This window comes from Pseudomonas sp. NBRC 111140 (genome assembly GCF_001320885.1).
GTDB classification, from domain to species: Bacteria; Pseudomonadota; Gammaproteobacteria; order Pseudomonadales; family Pseudomonadaceae; genus Aquipseudomonas; species Aquipseudomonas putida_P.
In genome coordinates this window covers 1-18,115 of sequence record NZ_BCBQ01000109.1, presented here as the reverse complement: position 1 = coordinate 18,115, position 18,115 = coordinate 1, and the positions used below count along the sequence as shown (strand labels likewise).

At 62.2% G+C, this 18,115-nt stretch carries 14 protein-coding genes and 5 tRNA genes; 11 read left to right on the top strand and 8 right to left on the bottom strand.

What is annotated here, in order from left to right; genetic code table 11:
- Window positions 1–350 precede the first annotated feature (350 nt).
- On the top strand, window positions 351–2,033 hold the full coding sequence (locus APH42_RS25270; RefSeq protein WP_012271119.1) for a DEAD/DEAH box helicase: 1,683 nt from the start codon (window positions 351–353) through the stop codon (window positions 2,031–2,033).
- An 85-nt stretch (window positions 2,034–2,118) separates the two neighbouring features.
- On the opposite strand, the gene APH42_RS25265 is transcribed toward APH42_RS25270, so the two are convergent.
- Window positions 2,119–2,886: a class III extradiol ring-cleavage dioxygenase gene (locus tag APH42_RS25265; RefSeq protein ID WP_060494490.1), complete on the bottom strand. Its 768-nt coding sequence runs from the start codon at window positions 2,884–2,886 to the stop codon at window positions 2,119–2,121.
- Between the two features lie 101 nt (window positions 2,887–2,987).
- On the opposite strand from APH42_RS25265, the gene APH42_RS25260 reads away from it, so the two are divergent.
- A complete protein-coding gene (locus tag APH42_RS25260; protein ID WP_060494489.1) occupies window positions 2,988–3,638 on the top strand; it encodes a thiopurine S-methyltransferase in 651 nt (216 codons plus the stop codon).
- Window positions 3,639–3,692: 54 nt separating this feature from the next.
- On the opposite strand, the gene htpX is transcribed toward APH42_RS25260, so the two are convergent.
- Complete coding sequence (gene htpX, locus APH42_RS25255; RefSeq protein ID WP_012271122.1) at window positions 3,693–4,580, bottom strand: protease HtpX; 888 nt, start codon at window positions 4,578–4,580, stop codon at window positions 3,693–3,695.
- Window positions 4,581–4,808: 228 nt separating this feature from the next.
- Window positions 4,809–6,020 carry a pyridoxal phosphate-dependent aminotransferase gene (locus tag APH42_RS25250; protein WP_012271123.1) on the bottom strand — a complete coding sequence of 404 codons (1,212 nt, stop codon included), beginning with the start codon at window positions 6,018–6,020 and terminating at the stop codon, window positions 4,809–4,811.
- 167 nt (window positions 6,021–6,187) lie between these two features.
- Here APH42_RS25250 and msrB point away from each other — a divergent pair, with 167 nt between their 5' ends.
- Together msrB and APH42_RS25240 are read left to right on the top strand one after the other, a co-directional pair.
- Window positions 6,188–6,583, top strand: a complete 396-nt coding sequence (msrB, locus tag APH42_RS25245) for a peptide-methionine (R)-S-oxide reductase MsrB (protein WP_060494488.1) — start codon at window positions 6,188–6,190, stop codon at window positions 6,581–6,583.
- 13 nt (window positions 6,584–6,596) lie between these two features.
- A complete protein-coding gene (locus APH42_RS25240) occupies window positions 6,597–7,085 on the top strand; it encodes a glutathione peroxidase (protein WP_060494487.1) in 489 nt (162 codons plus the stop codon).
- On the opposite strand, the gene APH42_RS25235 is transcribed toward APH42_RS25240, so the two are convergent.
- On the bottom strand, window positions 7,075–9,432 hold the full coding sequence (locus APH42_RS25235; protein WP_012271126.1) for a response regulator: 2,358 nt from the start codon (window positions 9,430–9,432) through the stop codon (window positions 7,075–7,077). The two genes, APH42_RS25240 and APH42_RS25235, sit on opposite strands and share 11 nt — an antisense overlap.
- A gap of 76 nt (window positions 9,433–9,508) precedes the next feature.
- Here APH42_RS25235 and APH42_RS25230 point away from each other — a divergent pair, with 76 nt between their 5' ends.
- On the top strand, window positions 9,509–10,396 hold the full coding sequence (locus APH42_RS25230; RefSeq protein WP_060494486.1) for an ATP-binding protein: 888 nt from the start codon (window positions 9,509–9,511) through the stop codon (window positions 10,394–10,396).
- Window positions 10,397–10,879, top strand: coding sequence for a GAF domain-containing protein (locus APH42_RS25225; protein ID WP_060494485.1), 483 nt, complete (start codon window positions 10,397–10,399; stop codon window positions 10,877–10,879).
- Between the two features lie 158 nt (window positions 10,880–11,037).
- Here the strand turns inward: APH42_RS25225 and APH42_RS25220 are convergent, their stop codons facing one another.
- Window positions 11,038–11,805 (bottom strand): hypothetical protein, encoded by a 768-nt coding sequence (locus APH42_RS25220; protein ID WP_060494484.1) that lies wholly within the window; start codon window positions 11,803–11,805, stop codon window positions 11,038–11,040.
- A gap of 333 nt (window positions 11,806–12,138) precedes the next feature.
- On the opposite strand from APH42_RS25220, the gene APH42_RS25215 reads away from it, so the two are divergent.
- From APH42_RS25215 to APH42_RS25195, 5 genes are all read left to right on the top strand, one after another.
- Window positions 12,139–12,214: transfer RNA gene (locus APH42_RS25215), tRNA-Glu, on the top strand.
- Between the two features lie 2 nt (window positions 12,215–12,216).
- Window positions 12,217–12,292 (top strand) — tRNA-Gly (locus tag APH42_RS25210).
- 91 nt (window positions 12,293–12,383) lie between these two features.
- Window positions 12,384–12,459 (top strand) — tRNA-Glu (locus tag APH42_RS25205).
- 3 nt (window positions 12,460–12,462) lie between these two features.
- Window positions 12,463–12,538, top strand: a tRNA-Gly gene (locus tag APH42_RS25200).
- Between the two features lie 84 nt (window positions 12,539–12,622).
- Window positions 12,623–12,698, top strand: a tRNA-Gly gene (locus APH42_RS25195).
- 108 nt (window positions 12,699–12,806) lie between these two features.
- Here the strand turns inward: APH42_RS25195 and APH42_RS25190 are convergent.
- From APH42_RS25190 to APH42_RS25180, 3 genes are all read right to left on the bottom strand, one after another.
- On the bottom strand, window positions 12,807–13,889 hold the full coding sequence (locus tag APH42_RS25190) for a fimbrial protein (protein WP_012271130.1): 1,083 nt from the start codon (window positions 13,887–13,889) through the stop codon (window positions 12,807–12,809).
- On the bottom strand, window positions 13,886–16,411 hold the full coding sequence (locus tag APH42_RS25185) for a fimbria/pilus outer membrane usher protein (RefSeq protein ID WP_060494483.1): 2,526 nt from the start codon (window positions 16,409–16,411) through the stop codon (window positions 13,886–13,888). The genes APH42_RS25190 and APH42_RS25185 overlap by 4 nt, the downstream gene beginning before the upstream one ends.
- Before the next feature lie 259 nt (window positions 16,412–16,670).
- On the bottom strand, window positions 16,671–18,115 hold a 1,445-nt coding region (locus tag APH42_RS25180), incomplete at its 5' end, for an RHS repeat-associated core domain-containing protein (protein ID WP_177336875.1).

The following is an 18,115-nucleotide window of genomic DNA, read 5'->3' as shown; positions in this document are numbered from 1 at the left end:
GACGCAAGGCCGCTCCTACACTGACCGCGTCAGGGGGCAGGGCATTATCGATTCAGCGAGGAGTAATTGATGGCCCGACAGTGGCCCTGCACCCTGAAAAAATTCCTCACGTCCGCCACTATTTCGGGTATAGTACGCGCCGGTCTTTTAGCGGACCTCAAAATCAGGTGGTGCAAATCCTCCGAGTCCAGCTTCGGCTGCACGTCCGCTAGGCGGACCTTCCCAAGTTTTCTTTTTCAATCGTTTTCGCAAATCCCCGCCGCCAAAGCTGCCTGGGTGACCTGACGGTCTTTCAAGGCATGTGCAGCTTTGGAGCATGGGTCTTTGCGGATGCACCTAGAGGCAGACCCATGACCCAGGAAACCGGCGGCTTCGCCGCTCTCGATCTTAATCCGAACATTGTTGCTGCCGTTGTGGCTACCGGCTATGAAGAGCCGTCCGCCATTCAGCAACAATCGATCCCGATCATCCTCGCCGGTCACGACATGATCGGCCAGGCGCAGACTGGCACCGGCAAAACCGCTGCCTTCGCCCTGCCGATCCTCAACAAGATCGATGTGAGCAAGCGCGAACCGCAAGCCCTGATCCTGGCGCCAACCCGTGAGTTGGCGCTGCAAGTTGCTACCGCTTTCGAAACCTACGCCAAGCAGATGCCGGGCGTTAACGTTGTCGCCGTCTACGGTGGTGCCCCGATGGGCCCACAGCTGCGCGCAATCCGTAATGGCGCGCAAATCGTCGTGGCCACCCCGGGCCGTCTGTGCGACCACCTGCGTCGTGACGAAAAAGTCCTGTCGACCGTACAGTACCTGGTACTGGACGAAGCCGACGAGATGCTGAAGCTGGGCTTCATGGATGACCTCGAAGTGATCTTCGACGCAATCCCGGCTACCCGTCAGACCGTCCTGTTCTCCGCTACCCTGCCGTCGTCGATCCGTTCGATCGCCGAGCGTCACCTGCGCGAACCCAAGCACGTCAAGATCCAGACCAAGACCCAGACCGTTACCGCGATCGAGCAGGCCCACCTGATGGTCCACGCCGACCAGAAGATCCCGGCTGTGCTGCGTCTGCTGGAAGTGGAAGAGTTCGACGCACTGATCGCCTTCGTGCGCACCAAGCAAGCCACCCTGGACCTGGCCGCCGCGCTGGAAGCCAAGGGCTACAAGGCTGCCGCGCTGAACGGCGACATCGCCCAGAACCAGCGTGAGCGCGTGATCGACTCGCTCAAGGATGGCCGCTTGGACATCGTCGTCGCTACCGACGTCGCTGCCCGTGGTCTGGACGTACCGCGCATCACTCACGTGTTCAACGTTGATATGCCGTACGACCCGGAGTCCTACGTTCACCGTATCGGCCGTACCGGCCGTGCCGGTCGCGATGGCCGCGCACTGCTGCTGGTCACCCCGCGTGAGCGCCGCATGCTGCAGGTGATCGAGCGTGTAACCGGGCAGAAGGTTGCCGAAGCGCGCCTGCCGAACGCTCAGGCCGTGCTCGATGCCCGCATCAAGAAGCTGACGTCGAGCCTGGCGCCGCTGGTGGCCGAAGCTGAAGCCACCCACGGCGAGCTGTTCGACCGCCTGACCAGCGACCTGGGTTGCAGTGCGCGTGCCCTGGCTTCGGCCTTGCTGCGCAAAGCCACCAATGGCCAGGCGCTGGACCTGGCTGCGGTAGAGCGTGAGCAGCCGCTGGTGCCGGGCGTTGGTGCCCCGCGTGGCGAGCGTAGCGAGCGTCCTGACCGTGGCGAGCGCCCTGACCGTGGTGACCGCGAGCGCCGCGCGCCGCTGCCGCTGGCCGAAGGCCGTGTACGTTGCCGTACCGCTCTGGGTGCCCGTGACGGTATCGCTGCCAAGAACCTGCTGGGCGCGATCCTCAACGAGGGTGGCCTGGCGCGTGACGCCATTGGCCGTATCCAGGTACGCGACAGCTTCAGCCTGGTCGAGCTGCCGGAAGACGGCCTGGAGAAGCTGCTGTCCAAGCTCAAGGACACCCGCGTGGCTGGCAAGCAGCTGAAGCTGCGTCGCTACCGCGAGGATTGATCCTTGCGCAATGAAAAATCCCCGGCCTAGGCTGGGGATTTTTTTGCCTGTGGGATTTTGCGGCGCAAAGCGCCCCCGGCATTCTTCAGTCGAAGCGATAAATGTCCATCCCCAGCGCCCCCAGGGTGAATCCTTGGTGTACCACGCCAAACTTGCCCCCAGCTCCGAGGGCAAAGAACAGTGGTAGCAAATGCTCATCACTGGGATGGTTGCGCACTGCATAGGGCGCCTGCTTCCGGTAATCCAGCAATGATGCCTGGTCATCTTCCAGCAGCCGGTCCACCACCCAATCCCTGAACGCCAGCGCCCAGGGTTCGATAACGTCCGGCCCGGCATGCCAGTCCAGTTCCCCAAGGTTATGGGTGATACTGCCCGAACCCATCAGCAAAATGCCCTCGTCGCGCAAACCCGCCAACGCCTGGCCCACCTTGACCTGCAGCGCCGGGCCCATGTGGCTGGGCAGTGAAACTTGCACCACTGGAATGCTCGCATCGGGGTACATCAGCGACAAGGGCACCCAGGCGCCGTGGTCGAACGGGCGCTGCGTGTCCAGCCGCGCGGGTAGCCCCGCAGCTTTCAGCAACGCACTGACCTGGCCGGCAAGGGCAGGTTCGCCCGGCGCCGGGTACTGCACCGCATACAAGGCCGGTGGGAAGCCGTAGAAGTCATGCCAGGTTTCTGGTTGTGCGCTACCAGTGACCAGCAGCTCGCGGCTTTCCCAGTGCGCCGATACCACCACGACCGCTTTGGGCCGTGGCAGCGCGTTGGCCAGCCCGGCCAGCGCCGGCCCGCTGGCGCCGGGTTGCAGCGCGAGCATGGGGGAACCATGGGAAATGAACAGGCTGGGCAGCATGGCAAGGTCCTGAAGGTTAAGATGCAATCATCTTCGATCAAATAAACATCGAAATCCAAACCAAGTTTTACCGGAAAACCATCTAAAAATCGGGAGTGATCATGGAGCCAGCGTTCTGGCAAAAGCGGTGGGCCGATAACCAGATTGGCTTTCATCAGGCGCAGGTGAACCCCTACCTGCAGAAGTATTGGCCACAGTTGCAGCTGGCGCCGGCCAGTCGTGTGCTGGTGCCGCTGTGCGGCAAGAGCCTGGACCTGGCCTGGTTGGCTGGGCAGGGGTACCGCGTGCTTGGTGTGGAGCTGTCTCGGCAGGCGGTGGAGGGCTTCTTCCGTGAACATGGGCTTGATGCCGACGTTTTGCAGCATGGAGCTTTCGAGGTTTGGCGCAGTGGCGAAATCGAGCTGTGGTGTGGCGATTTCTTTACGCTGCAGGCGGAGGATATCGCCGACTGCGTGGGCCTTTATGATCGGGCGGCGCTAATCGCATTGCCGCCGCAGATGCGCGCGGCGTACATGCGGTTGCTGTCGGCGTGGCTGCCTGCGGGCTGCAGGGGGTTGCTGGTGACCCTGGATTATGACCAGTCGCTGCTGGGCGGCCCGCCGTTTTCAGTAGGGGATAAAGAAGTGCTGCAGGGGTTTGCGGGGTGGCAGATGGATGAGCTGGAGGTGGTGGAGCTTATTCAGGAGAGCCCGAAGTTTTTGCAGGCCGGGGCTTGCAGCCTGTTGGAGCGGGTGTACCGGGTCAAGCGCTGACCGGCGCATGCAAAAAGGGCGACCGAAGTCGCCCTTTCAACATTACCAGGTGGATCAACCGCGACGGCGCAGGGCCTCGATACGGTCTTCCAGCGGCGGGTGGCTCATCAGCAGCCCGGCCAGGCCGTGCTTGAGGCCGCCATTGATGCCAAAGGCCTTCATGGTGTCGGGCATGTGCACGGGCAGGCCTTGTTCCACACGCAGGCGCTGCAAGGCGCCGATCATGGCCGAGGTGCCAGCCAGCTGCGCACCGGCTTCGTCGGCGCGGTATTCGCGGCGGCGCGAGAACCACATCACGATCATGCTGGCCAGGATGCCCAGGATCAGCTCGGCAACGATGGTGGCCACGTAGTAGGCAATGCCCTGGCCCTCTTCGTTCTTGAAGATGACCTTGTCGACGAAGTTGCCGATGATGCGTGCAAAGAACATCACGAAGGTGTTCACCACACCCTGCACCAGCGCCAGGGTGACCATGTCGCCGTTGGCAACGTGGCCGATTTCGTGGGCCAGTACCGCACGCACTTCATCGGGCGAGAAGCGCTCCAGCAGGCCTTGGGACACGGCTACCAGCGCGTCGTTGCGGTTCCAGCCGGTGGCGAAGGCGTTGGCCTCGTAGGCCGGGAAAATACCCACTTCGGGCATTTTGATGCCCGCCTCACGGGACAGCTCTTCGACCGTTTGCAGCAGCCACTGTTCGTGACGGGTGCGCGGTTGGCTGATGATCTGGGTGCCGGTGCTCATCTTCGCCATCCACTTGGAGATGAACAGCGAGACGAGGGAGCCGGCAAAGCCGAACACGGCGCAGAACACCAGCAGGCTGCTGAGGTTCAGGTCGACCCCGTTGGCGGCCATGAACCCGTTGAAACCGAACAGGCTCAGGGTAATGCTTGCAACCAGCACCACCGCAAGGTTGGTGGCTACAAACAACAGAATGCGCATCATGGTTGTTACGTTCTCCTGACGGATGAGTTGTCGCTTACTGCGGGGTATATAAGGGGCCTGCCGTGCCGATTCAATCGGGCGACTATTTCAAACTGTGTACGGCGGAGTATGGCAGAGGATGGCGCGGGGGCTGTGGGATAGAGCGTTGCAGGATGTAAGAAGCGAGGTATGCCTTGAGGTTTGTGGCGCTTGTGAGATCGAGCGCCACCCCAAAAATCCCGTCGGACCTTACTGCGAATACCCCTTCAGGAAATTGCCAATCCGGCCAATCGCCGCTTCCAGGTCGTCCACCCGAGGCAAGGTGACCACGCGGAAGTGGTCCGGCCACGGCCAGTTGAACGCCGTACCTTGCACGATCAGCAGTTTTTCCGACAGCAGCAGGTCAAGGGCGAACTTCTCGTCGTTGAGGATCGGGCACACCTTCGGGTCGATGCGCGGGAATGCATACAGCGCACCCATCGGCTTCACACAGCTCACCCCCGGGATATCGTTGAGCAGCTCGTAGGTGCGGTTGCGCTGTTCCAGCAAGCGGCCTGGCGGCAATACCAGGTCGTTGATGCTCTGGTAGCCGCCTAGCGCGGTCTGGATGGCATGCTGGGCCGGCACGTTGGCGCACAGGCGCATGTTGGCCAGCATGTCGATGCCTTCGATGTAGCTCTGGGCGTGGTGCTTGGGCCCGGAGATGATCAGCCAGCCAGAACGGAAACCCGCCACTCGGTACGACTTGGACAGGCCGTTGAAAGTCAGGCACAGCAGGTCGGGTGCCAGCGAGGCGGTGCTGATGTGCACCGCTTCGTCGTACAGGATCTTGTCGTAGATCTCGTCGGAGAACACCACCAGGTTGTGCTGGCGGGCCAGCTCCAGCATGCCCAGCAACAGCTCTTTGGAGTAGACGGCGCCGGTCGGGTTGTTCGGGTTGATGATCACCAGGGCCTTGGTGTTCGGGGTGATCTTGGCCTTGATGTCTTCAAGGTCGGGGAACCAGTCGGCTTGCTCGTCGCACAGGTAATGCACCGGCTTGCCGCCCGCCAGGCTCACGGCGGCGGTCCACAGCGGGTAGTCGGGGGCCGGGATCAGCACTTCGTCGCCGTTGTTCAGCAGCGCCTGCATCGACATGACGATCAGCTCGGACACACCGTTGCCGAGGTAGATGTCCTCGATGGTGACGCCTTCGATTTCCTTTTGCTGGCAGTACTGCATCACCGCCTTGCGCGCGCTGAACAGGCCCTTGGAGTCACTGTAGCCCTGGGCGGTGGGCAGGTTGCGGATCACATCCTGGAGGATTTCATCGGGCGCCTCGAAGCCAAACGGCGCCGGGTTGCCGATGTTCAGCTTGAGGATGCGGTGGCCTTCCTCTTCCAGACGTTTGGCGTGCTTGAGCACTGGGCCGCGAATGTCGTAGCAGACATTGGCGAGCTTGTTCGATTTGCTGAACTGCATGATGGGATCCCGATATGAGAAAACGCGCAACCCATGCCGAAAGGTTTGAAACGGCAGGAAGCGGGTGCCAGACTGAACGCCTGGCACACGAAGCCAACTAATATACGTGCCACCCGCGCCCCGGAAAAGACGGCGCGGGGTGAAATTCAGCCTGCCGAGGTCCCTACATGAAAAAGATCGAAAAAACCCTGGATGAATGGCGGTCGATGCTCGACCCCGAGCAATACCAGGTATGCCGCCTCAAGGGCACCGAGCGGCCATTCAGCGGCAAGTACAACAGCGAACGCCGCGACGGCATCTACCACTGCATCTGCTGCAACCTGCCACTGTTCGACGCGCAAACCAAGTTCGACTCGGGCTGCGGTTGGCCGAGCTTCTACGCACCGATCGAAGACAGCGCCATGATCGAGATCCGTGACACTTCCCACGGCATGATCCGTACCGAAGTCACCTGCGCCCGTTGTGACGCGCACCTGGGGCACGTGTTCCCCGATGGCCCGCCACCGACCGGCCTGCGCTACTGCATCAACTCGGTGTGCATCGACCTGCGCCCACGCGACTGACCGGAGCCCGATCATGGCTGCATCGATGCTGGACATCCCCTGCGTGACCCTCGGCGGCGAGCACAAAACGCTCGGCGACTACCCAGGCAAGGTGCTGCTGGTGGTCAACACCGCCAGCCAGTGCGGCTTTACCCCACAGTACAAGGGCCTGGAGCAACTCTGGCAAACCTACCGCGAGCGCGGCCTGGTGGTGCTGGGCTTTCCATGCAATCAGTTTGGCAAGCAGGAACCGGGCGATGCGCGTGAAATCGCGCAGTTTTGCGAGCGCAATTTCGGTGTGAGCTTTCCGCTGTTTCGCAAGATCGAGGTCAACGGCCCCGGCACCCACCCGCTGTACGTCGAACTCAAGCAGCGTGCACCGGGCTTGCTCGGCTCGCAGAAGATCAAGTGGAACTTCACCAAGTTCCTGATCGACCCTGCCAGCGGTCAGGTCACGCGCTATGCCCCCACCACCAAGCCACAGGCCCTGGAAGCGGACATCGAGCGCTTGCTCAGCCGTTGAGCGGCACCCAGTGGTCGATCAGGGCCAGTAGCTCTTCGCGGCGAAACGGCTTGGCCAGGTAGTCGTTCATGCCTGCCGCCCGGCAGCGTTCGCGCTCCTCGGGCATGGCGTTGGCGGTGAGGGCAACGATTGGCAGTTCGGGCCAGCGGCCGCTCTGTCGGATGCGCCGGCTGGCCTCGTAGCCATCCATCACCGGCATGTTGCAGTCCATCAGCACCAGGTCGAAGTCGTCATGCTGCAACAGTTCCAGCGCCTCGGCGCCCTGGGTGGCCAATTGCACCTGGCAGCCAAGCTTGGCAAGCATGCCCTTGGCTACCAACTGGTTTACCGGGTTGTCCTCTACCAGCAGAATCCGCGCGCGGCCTTGCTCCAGGGTAATGGCCGGGGTGGCCAGCGGGTGTTCGGGCTCATGGCCTTGCAAGGTGCGGCGCAACGTCTGGTAAAGGGCGTTGCGCGCCAGTGGCCGGGCCAGCTGATGCAACGGGGCCAAGGCCAGCGACTGCTCGTTGGGCAGGAAGTTGCCGTAGGCGGTCACCAGCAGTATCGGGGTTTTCAGTGCCTGGCGCAGTTCGAACAGGTGGTCCACATCGTCGCTGATCAACAGGTCGATCGCGGCGCCGTCCAGCGTGGCGCTGCTGTCATGGCGCTGGTAGGTCAGGCCCCAGGCGGGCAGCAAGTTCTGCAGCAGTTCATCAAGCCCGCTACCGCCTGCGCTCAGGGCGGCCACGTGGCCATGCAGGGGCACCGGCGGGATGGCTTCGGTGTGCACGGCCAGCGGTAATTCGGCGGTAAAGCAGCTACCAAAGCCCGGCTCGGAGCGAATGTGCAGGTGGCCCTGCATGGCCTTGCACAGGTTGCGCGTCAGCGCCAGGCCCAGGCCGGTGCCGCCGTACTGGCGGGTAATGCCGGCACCGGCCTGGGTGAAGGGCTGGAAGATGCGCGCCTGGGCCTCTTCGGGGATGCCGATGCCTGTGTCACGTACCTCCAGGCGCACACCGCCGACGATCGTCACCAGGCGCACATCGACGCGACCGAAGCGGGTGAACTTGAGCGCGTTGGACAGTAGATTGCTGACGATCTGCCGCACCCGCGTGGGGTCGCCGAGCACGCTGCTAGGGAAGTCGCTGGCGATAAGGCACGTGAGTTCCACGCTTTGCGCGGTGTTCTGCGACAGCAGGTTGGCGGTGTCTTCCACCATCGACCCCATGTCGAAGGGGATACGCTCCAGCTCCAGCTGGCCAGCATCGAACTTGGACAGGTCGAGAATATCGTTCAGCAGCTCTACCAGCACCTTGCCCGAATCGTGGGCAATTGCCAGTTGCTGGCGTTGTTCACTGGGCAGCGGGTTGTCCAGCGCCAGGGCGATCATGCCAAGCATGCCGTTGAGCGGGGTGCGGATTTCGTGGCTCATGTTGGCCAGGAAGGCGGCGCGTGCCTGGGCCATGTCCAGCGCGCGGCGGCGGGCTTGCTCCAGCTCCTGGTTGGACAGGCTGAGGCTGCTGTTGCTGGCTTTCAGCTCGTCGGTGCGCGCCGACACGATGTCTTCCAGTTCGTTCAGGTACTGGGTCAGGCGGTTTTCTGCCGTGCGCCGCTGTTCAATTTCGGTGGCCATGCTGACGAACTGCTGGTTGGCGACCTTCACCAGCACGCCGATTTCGTCGTGCTCATGACCATGCGGGCATTCCAGGCGCGTTTGCCGGGGTTTGCGCGGGTCGCTGCCGCTGAGCGCACCGATCACCGTCACCAGCGGCTTGGTCAGCATCATGTAGAACAGCGCCAGCAGGATGCCGGTCAGCACCAGGCTGCGGGCGAAGCCGTTGAGCAGGGTGATGCCGGCACGGTCGAGAAAGCGGCTGCCGAAGGCGTAGGTGTCGACGTCCAGATACAGGGTGCCAAGGTATTCCTCTGGCATATGGGTCAGGAACAGGCGCTCTTTGAACTGGCGCTGCTCACCAAACAGGAAGTCGCTGAGGAGCCGGTAGCGGTCCTGCAGCCTTGGCCGCTCGACATCGGCCAGCACCGTTTCGTTGTTGTCGATCAGCCGGGCGCGGATGATGGCCGGCGACTGCAGCAGGCCCCGGGTGAGCTCCAACGCCAGCTCGGAATCGATGTTGTAGGCAATGCGCGAGGCCGGGTTGTGGCTGATTTGCAGCAAGGCGCGCACTTCACGGTTGATGGACGCGTCTTCGCTGGCATAATCGATGCCGATCTGGATGAGACTGAGCAATGTTCCCAGGATGAAGCCGACCAGGACTGTCAACCGGGCTTGCTTGTATGACAGGCGATTGGTGAACTTGATATCCATGAGTCCCGAGCCGGTTTCACGTTCCTTGCGCTGCGCAAGCATAGCCGAATAGCCCCGGCAGCTGGCGGGCCTGTCACACATTCAGCTGGAAATCTCACCTGTCTTGTTAGGAGTCGTCATGGACGCTCGCTTGATTGCTTTCCTGGACCGCGCCGAATCGGTACTGGCGCGCCTCGAACCCCTGTTGCCGGCACCGCGCCCGAACATCGACTGGGGCACCACCCTGGCCGCCCGCTGGCAGCGCGATGGCCGCAGCGGCTACCTGCTACCGCTGGAAGTCAGCCTGGACATCCGCCTGACCGACCTGATCGGCGTCGACAAACAACGTGACCAGCTAGGGCGTAACACCCACCAGTTCATCAACGGCCTGCCGGCCAACCACGCGTTGCTGTGGGGCTCGCGCGGCACCGGCAAGTCGTCGCTGGTACGCGCCCTGCTGGCTGAGCACGCCAGCGCAGGCCTGCGCCTGATAGAAATCGAACGCGACCACCTGGCGGACCTGCCACGGGTGGTGGAGCAACTGCAGAAGCTGCCGCAACGCTTCATCCTGTTCTGCGACGACCTGTCGTTCGAAGCCGGGGAGGGCGACTACCGCGTGCTCAAGAGCGTGCTCGACGGCTCGCTGGAGCAGGCACCAGACAACGTGCTGCTGTATGCCACGTCCAACCGCCGCCACCTGGTGCCGGAGAAAGAGAGCGACAACGAGAACTGGAAGCGTGTGGACGGCGAGTTGCACCCCAGCGAAGCGGTGGAAGACAAGATTGCCCTGTCTGACCGGTTTGGCCTGTGGCTGTCGTTCTACCCGTTCACCCAGGACCACTTCCTGAATGTTGTCGAGCACTGGATCGGCCAGTTGGCACGCCCTGCGGGCCTGGCCTGGCAGCGTGACGAGCAGCTCGACATCCTCGCCGTGCGCTGGGCCACCGGGCGCGGTAACCGTAATGGCCGTTGTGCCTATCAGTTCGCCCGCTATTGGGTTGGGCTGCAATTGCTGGAGCAAAAGTAAATGATCGACATCAATGCCAGTGGCGCAGGCCTCGACGGCTACAACCTGCTGGCAGCGCAAGTGCAGGCACTGTTTGCCGACGAGCGTGATTTCATCGCCAATGCCGCGCAGTTTTCGGCGTTTCTGTTTAACCAGGTGGACGACCTGAACTGGGCGGGGTTCTACCTGAACCGAAACGAAGAACTGGTTCTGGGGCCGTTCCAGGGCCAGGTGGCGTGCGTGCGCATTCCATTCGGCAAGGGCGTGTGCGGGGCAGCGGCGGCTACGCGGCAAACCCAGCGGGTGGAAGATGTGCATGCGTTCCCAGGGCACATTGCCTGTGACAGCGCATCCAACAGCGAGCTGGTGATTCCGTTGGTCAAGGAAGGCAAGTTGATTGGGGTGCTGGACCTGGATAGCCCGAAGGTTGGGCGGTTCAGTGAAGCAGATCAGGTGGGGTTGGAGCGGTTGGCGGCGATCTTCCTTGAGCTGACTGACTGCTGACCACTGTCCAATGGCCGGCGCTATCCCTGTAGGAGCGGCCTTGTGTAGCGATGGGCCGCAAAGCGGCCCCGGATCTATGCATTAACGCTGAAGTCGCCGGGGCCGCTTTGCGGCCCATCGCGACACAAGGCCGCTCCTACAGGGGAACGGCGCAGGGCTTAGTCGTACATCACCTTCTTCTTCCAGGTTTCCTCTTCATCGGTCTTGAGCCCGTCGGTCAATTCGTTGTGCTCGTCCTCGGCCGGGGTCATGCGGTCCAGCACCTGGGCGTTGGCGCGGGCCAGCAGTTTCTCAAGATAGGTCAGTTGCTCTTCATACACCTTCGGCTCCGGCTGTTTGCGCAGGTATTGCACGCCGCGCTCGAACGCCAGCCGCGCCTGGCCGGGCTGGCCTTTCTGCAGGGCCTGCTGGCCGAGGTTGTTGAAGAACTCGATATGTAGCAGCACCAGGATATGGCGAATTTCCTTGATCCAGTGCTTGGCCTCGGGCGTGGCCAGGAAGCCTTCCTGGGCCGCACGGGTCACCTGGTTGTGCATGGCCTCCAATAAGAAGCGCACGTCCTTTGCCTTGACCTCAGTGTGGATCGGGTTCGGCGGGTTGTTCACCGGTATCCTGTCGCCCAGGGCAATCAACCCTTCCAGTTCGGCGATGCGCGCCTTGAGTTCGGCATTGTGCTTGTCCACCGCCAGCAGGCGCTGGTTGAGGTTCAGCTCCAGGCGTGTCAGCAGCAGCTTGAGGGCTGGGGTCATGAACTGGCCGGGGAAGGTCTCGGTGATTTCGCCACAGCGGCGCAGGCGGTCGGCCAGTTCGATCTTCGTCCGGGCGCGTTCCAGCTTGCCGTTCTCGACCACATTGTTGAGGTAGCCGATCACGATCAGCAGCGCGATGCCCGCCACGATGAGCAGGGTGATCAGAAGTGGTGTCACCGTTAATGCCTCATGAATAGGTTTGCATTATTGAGTGTAGGAGCGAGCGTGCTCGCGAGAGGCCCAGGCAGCCATTCTCTTTTTCTATCGGCAAACTGCGCCATGACTGGATGCTGGCACATTAATGCTGACTTGACGCCAGAAAATCAACGGCAAACGCCTGTGGGCTGCCTGAAACAGCGCTGGGTATACCCGGAAGTCATTGATTTAAATAAATTTCTACAAAGGGGTTGACGCCTGTACCAACCATCCATAGAATGCGCGCCACTTGCAGCGTAAAGCACACAGCGAAACGCGGCAGGGAGTGAAAGCAAGCAGTAATGCTTGTAGCGTGTCCCCTTCGTCTAGTGGCCTAGGACACCGCCCTTTCACGGCGGTAACAGGGGTTCGAGTCCCCTAGGGGACGCCAATGCGGGAATAGCTCAGTTGGTAGAGCACGACCTTGCCAAGGTCGGGGTCGCGAGTTCGAGTCTCGTTTCCCGCTCCAGTTTCTCCGGCAACGCTTAACGGCGGGGCAGGAAAAGAAAACCCAGGCTGAATCGTGAGGTTCAAACCTGGTGCACTGAAAAGTGTTGTGTGTCCCCTTCGTCTAGTGGCCTAGGACACCGCCCTTTCACGGCGGTAACAGGGGTTCGAGTCCCCTAGGGGACGCCATTTGCGGGAATAGCTCAGTTGGTAGAGCACGACCTTGCCAAGGTCGGGGTCGCGAGTTCGAGTCTCGTTTCCCGCTCCAGTTTAAATACTGTGGCGTCTATGCGGTGCAGTGGTGGTGAAGGTCTTGATGGCGCTTCACGCCGTAGCGGTAAAGTTTCACAATGCGGGAATAGCTCAGTTGGTAGAGCACGACCTTGCCAAGGTCGGGGTCGCGAGTTCGAGTCTCGTTTCCCGCTCCAAACATGTAACGCAAAAAGGAACCTTCGGGTTCCTTTTTGCGTTTTTGCGTACCTGATTTTTGCGCCCCGCCTGTGCGAACATCGCGTTCGCGCAGGGCAGGGCTGCACTCAGCGATAACTGATGGTGAAATCGAGCGCGCCCTTTGCCACGCCAGGGGTCACCCGATCGTTCGTCTGGTAGAAGTGCGCACGATAAGGCAGGCGGGTTACAGGCAGCTGAAGCCTCTGGTTGGTCGATACGTGCTCTGCCAATGGCACGGGAACACCACTGTCATCGGTTATCTGGATGCCAATACCGGTCGCCGTCGAACCGTTGCCCAAGCTGAACAGGCCCAGTTTAGGGTCGATGGCGGCCGAGCCATCGGTGCCTGTCAGGTAGATATAGGCCGTAGCGGTACTTGAGTTGGGGTCGTCCTCGCAGTCACTCAGGGTGATATGGAACGGCATGCTGGTCGTGGTGCTGCCCCTGCCCGGGAAGTCCGCCACGGTATGGCTGCCCAGATCGACCGGGTCGGCACTGACCGCATCGCTTTTCAATGTGCACTGTGCCTGGTTCAGGTTGCCGCTGATTCGCAGGCGGAAGGCGTCAGGCTGATCTGAGGTGCTGCCACGGGCTACTTCTTCATCCAGCAAGACTGGCCCGGGCGCCATGGCCCCGATCTTGACCAGTGTGACGGTCATGCTGATCGGACCGATCAGGATCGGGATGGCCATGCTGGCCATGTTGGTGCCGCGGTAAGGCAGGAAGGTGTCGCCCGTGCTTGAGCTGAACGTATTGGGTGCCCCGCCGCTGAACGGGTGGCCCAGTTCGATGACGGCACCAACCCCCGGGGTCCGGGTTCTGATGATGCTATTGGCGAAGCGCCCGCTGCCAAGTCGCACTGGCACATCGTAGGCAAACGGCGCGGTGTAGTCGGCTTGCGCTTCCAGAAGGCGATCGGAGCTGTTGTGACAAGAGACAGCCCTGTTTGCCGGGTCGGAGGTCACGGGAACCCGCAGTCGAGTGATTTGGTCGCCGATCGGCAAGTCCCTGGGCACCCACACATTCTGGAAATCTGCCGTGAAGGTGGCAGGGCCTGGGCCATTGTTGATGACGCAGCCTGACGCAGCGTGGGCAGCCGGCAGGTGAATGAAGGGCAGGCTGACCAGCAGCAAGGTGGATAGCAGGGTGAGGCGATGGGTGGCGTTCATTGGCGGTTCCAGTCGGAAGAAGCTTCGCAGCGCAAGGTTTGCAGGCGATAGCCTTGTTCAAGCGGCAAGGTGGCGGGGGTGATATCGAAGCGGCATTGCTGCTCGCTGCCCGCCGTCCACCTGGCCAGCAGTTGCTGCTGCTCGAGGTGGGTGGCGACCAGTGCCTGGCCGCCTTGGCCGACCACGGCCAATACCTGGCCCTGGGCATCGCTGACCTGTGCGCCGAAGGGCAGGGGGCGGTCGTCTGCTTGCAACAGGGTCAGTACCAGGCGGTTGACCCGGCGCGCCGGGAACTTGGCGAGCACCACGGCGCCGCGGCGTGGCACCACCTGCGTGGTGCCGTTGTCGATTTCGATTTCCGGGTCGAGCTGGTCCAGTTGCAGTACCAGCTGGTTGGCCCGATAGGGGCGCATGTACGGTGCCAGTGCATAGCCCGCAGGGTTGGTCTTGCCCTGTTGTGCCTGGCCCACGCCAACCCCTTCGATGCCCGGCACATGCACCACGGCATTGGTTTCACCCATGAACGGCGCCAGCAGCATGCCGCCGCCGTGCGCCAGCAGGGCACCGCTGCTGCTCAGCGATAGGTTGCGGTAATCGGCGGACTCGCTGTAACCCATGCCGTAGTTGGCATGGCTGCCCTGGTAGGCCAACGACAGGCTGCCACTTTGCTGGGTGTCGTTGGCCAGCGTGGCGCGGTAGTTCAGGCGCCGGTCATCGAAGTGGCCACTGAGGCTGGCGCGTTCGCTGTGCTTGCCAGCGCTGTGCTGCATGTCGAAGGTCGCGCTGGAGGCGTGCTTGAAGTCCAGGGGCAGGCTTAGGCTCAGGCCGATGATGCGGTCGTTGTGGCGCGACGAATTGAGCGACTGCGAGGCGAACAGGTTGAGGCTGATATTGTGCGGTAGCTGCGTGTTGTATTGCGCCTGGTACTGGCGCCGTTGCAGGCTGTTGTGCCAGTAGTCGTCCTGCGACAGGGTCAGGCTGAGGCTGCCGGCGCTGCCGAAGTGCTGGTACACCGAGGCTTCCAGCCGGCTGCGGCGGTTGCCCAGGTAGTGATCGGAGGCGTTGCGTTGCTGCACCACCTCGTCATAGTCGCGGTAGCCGACAGTGGAATAGCGATAGCCGGCGAAGCGCAGGTTGGTTCCGCTGTCGAAGGCCTTGCCGTAGCGGGCCGAAAAACTGTTGCCTTGCACTTGGCCCAGTGCTGGGCCAAGGTCGCTGGTGGCCTGGGTGGCGTCCAGCGATAGCGCGCCAAACGCCCCGAAGTCGCGCGCAAGGCCGAGGGTGGCGGCGCGGTAGTAGTCACCCCCGAGCACGCCAGCGTACAGCGTGCTTTCCCACCCCATGCCGCGGGCCAGCGTGCCTTGCCACAACGCGGGGGTGTCGGCCTCGTATGCGCCGTGGTAGCGGCCCAGGGCCAGGTCGTAGCGCCACACGCCTGCGCGCATCAGGTTGCCCAGGGTGGAGTAGGGTTGGATGAAGTTGCGCACCTGGCCATCGGCTTCGGTCAGAACCACTTCCAGCTCACCGCTGCTGGCGCCCACGGCCAGGTCGTCGATTTCGTATGGGCCAGGGGCGACGAAGGTGGAATAGAGTGGGTAACCGTTCTGCAGCACCTCAAGCTTGGCGTAGGTTTGCGCCACGCCGCGCAACACGGGGGCGTAATTTTGCATGGCGTCTGGCAGCATCTCGGTGTCGGAGGCCAGTTTCACGCCTTTGAACGGCAAGCTGCGGAACACCTCGCCTTGAGTAAAGGTTTCGCCGAGGGTGAGGGTACCCCAGCGTGCCGGCAGGTCGCGTTGGGCATAGGTATTGGTGCGCGTCCAGCGCAGCTCGCCCTGCCGGTTTTCGCGCAGCGCCTGCTGGCTGCGCAGACGCCAGCCGTACAGGTTGACGCCGCTGTTCAGGTACAGGTCATGGCTGTTGTGGGTGCCGTTACCGCGGCGGTTGCTGTGCTGGGCCGAGGCCTGGTAATTGACGAAGGCGGCGTTTATGCCTTCGTCCCAGTGGTGCTCGGCAATGGCGCCGCTGGTATCGCGGCGCAGGTAGGACTGTGGTATCGACAGGTTCAGGCGCAACTTGCCCGCATCCAGGTCGGCACTGGCGCCGGCCAGTTGCGTGGGCAGGTCGATACAGTGGCCTTCATCGCCGGGTTGCCTGGCGCCCAGGTGTTGTTCGCGCACACCGATTTCATCCAGCAGATCGGCACTCAGGCATGGCGCCAGGGTTTGCCCATCGCGGCTGTCGTCGAGGGTGATGTCCCGTTTGCCCAAGGGGCTGAGGTTCAGGTACAGCTCCAGGCTGTAGCGGCCGGCGGCGAGTGGGCGCTGCTCGGCCAGGGCACGCAGCGCGAGGGCGCCGGCATCGGCGGGTTGGCCTGGGCTTTGGCGAATGAAGCCGGGCTCGAACTGCAGGTCGGCGGGGGCGGCCAGGGCCGGCATGCTCAGCAGGCTTGCGCTGAGAGCGGGAAGGGTGGAAAAGCGCAGGCGTGACAGCGCCTGCTGGTGTTTGAAGGGCTTGAGCATGACAGATGCCTGGTTTGGACATTGGAGCGCGGCGGTTAGGCGGTGCTGGCGGTGACAAGCGAGGCGTTTGGGGTTGGAATGAGGCGGTCGCTTGGTGGGGCGGAAAGATAAGGAGAAAGTTGGGGGAGGACTGTAGGGCTAGTCTGGGGGGGGAGGGGATAAGTCGATGTGTTTTTGGGTCAGGATGGTGAAACACAAAAAACCGTAAGAAGAACGGCGCTGCAGATGATATCTGCAGCGCCGAACCTGTTGGCGCTAGTTATTTTTGAAGCGTGTTAGCAAACGCCTGGGCAGCTTCTGGAGTAGCGAAGGAGTTAGTACGTGCCCCTCCTGGAATGGCTGATTTCACCCTAGTCCCGGTGACCCTGAGAAGTCTGGAGCTACTAATTGGAGCCAAGGGAATACCCATGATGTCCGTTTGCTCCAGCTCAACCGTGATCAATGAGCCACGTGGTGATGTGTCGTAGTCAGGGGTTGGATCAGGTACGGCACGTTGTGGCAAAGCTGGAGCTGGAGGTGGATTACGATCCGCGCTCGATGAGCGCGCAGACGGCTGATTTATGTCCGCTGGCAAATTGTCCTCTACTGGTGAAATGTCATCTGTTTGGGCCCCGTTGCTCCTTGTGCTGTTACGCCGTAGGCCCCCGTCACCGGCACCCCCAGCATCCCCCACTTCGGCAACGCTTTGCCTCCTGGCCGCAGCACGTTTGTCGAACCCTGCCTTGACCATCCCTGCCGTCAACGTCATCGTGCCGATGATGGACAGTGACATAGACGCGATGCCCAATTTCTTTTTCTTTTCCGGGTCTTTCACAAACTCCGCGGCAACCTGTGTAGCCGCCGATGCAAGCGTTGCGGTGATACCTACCGCCAGTACGCCAATGACGAGCGGGGTGGCGGCACCTGCGGTCATCACGGCAAAGCCAATGGTCAAGCCTATGTTCATTACCAAAACGCCAATGTTCAGCCAGAACTCAGCCCCGCGCTTCTGCTTCTCTTTCACCGGGTCATCGTTCGAGCCCCAGCCGCGGCTGTAATGCCCGGTAGGGTCCTGCCACATGACCGGGTTGCCCAGGCAGTACACGTATGGGTTGATGCCCGCCAGTTCAGGGTCCAGGTTATCCGGGCTATGGAAGCGCATCAGGCTGGGGTTGTAGGCACGGTAGCCGCGCCCCAGCAGGTACCAGCCCAGTGCCTGCTCGCGCGCTTCGGCATTGAAGCCCAGCAGGCCCAGCAGCTTGCCTTCCTGCACCTCCCCATAGGCGCTGTAGTTGGCTTCATGCACCTCCCCATAGGCGCTGTAGTTGGCTTCATGCACCTCCCCATAGGCGCTGTAGTTGGCTTCATGCACCTCATCATTGGCCGCGCATTCGCCGATGACGCTGTTGTTGTTGCTGGCCATGTACAGGCGTGTCTCGTTGCTTTTGCCCGACTGTTGCAGCCCCAGCGGGGAGTCGCCTGCAAACAGGTACTCGGTGAGCAAGCCATCGCGCAAGGTGCTGCTGACCCGATAGCCCTCGTAACGCCGTTGCTCCTCGGCCTGCGCACCGTGGCGCACGCCCAGCAGTTGCCCGTGGCCGTCATAGCGGAAGTTGGCCAGGGCCGTGCCGCCCGGTGCCGCAGCGCTGGCCAGTTGGCCGGTATCCTCGTCGTACACCAGGCGGTTGCCCTGCTCGTCCTTGAGCATGTTGCCATCGGCGTCGT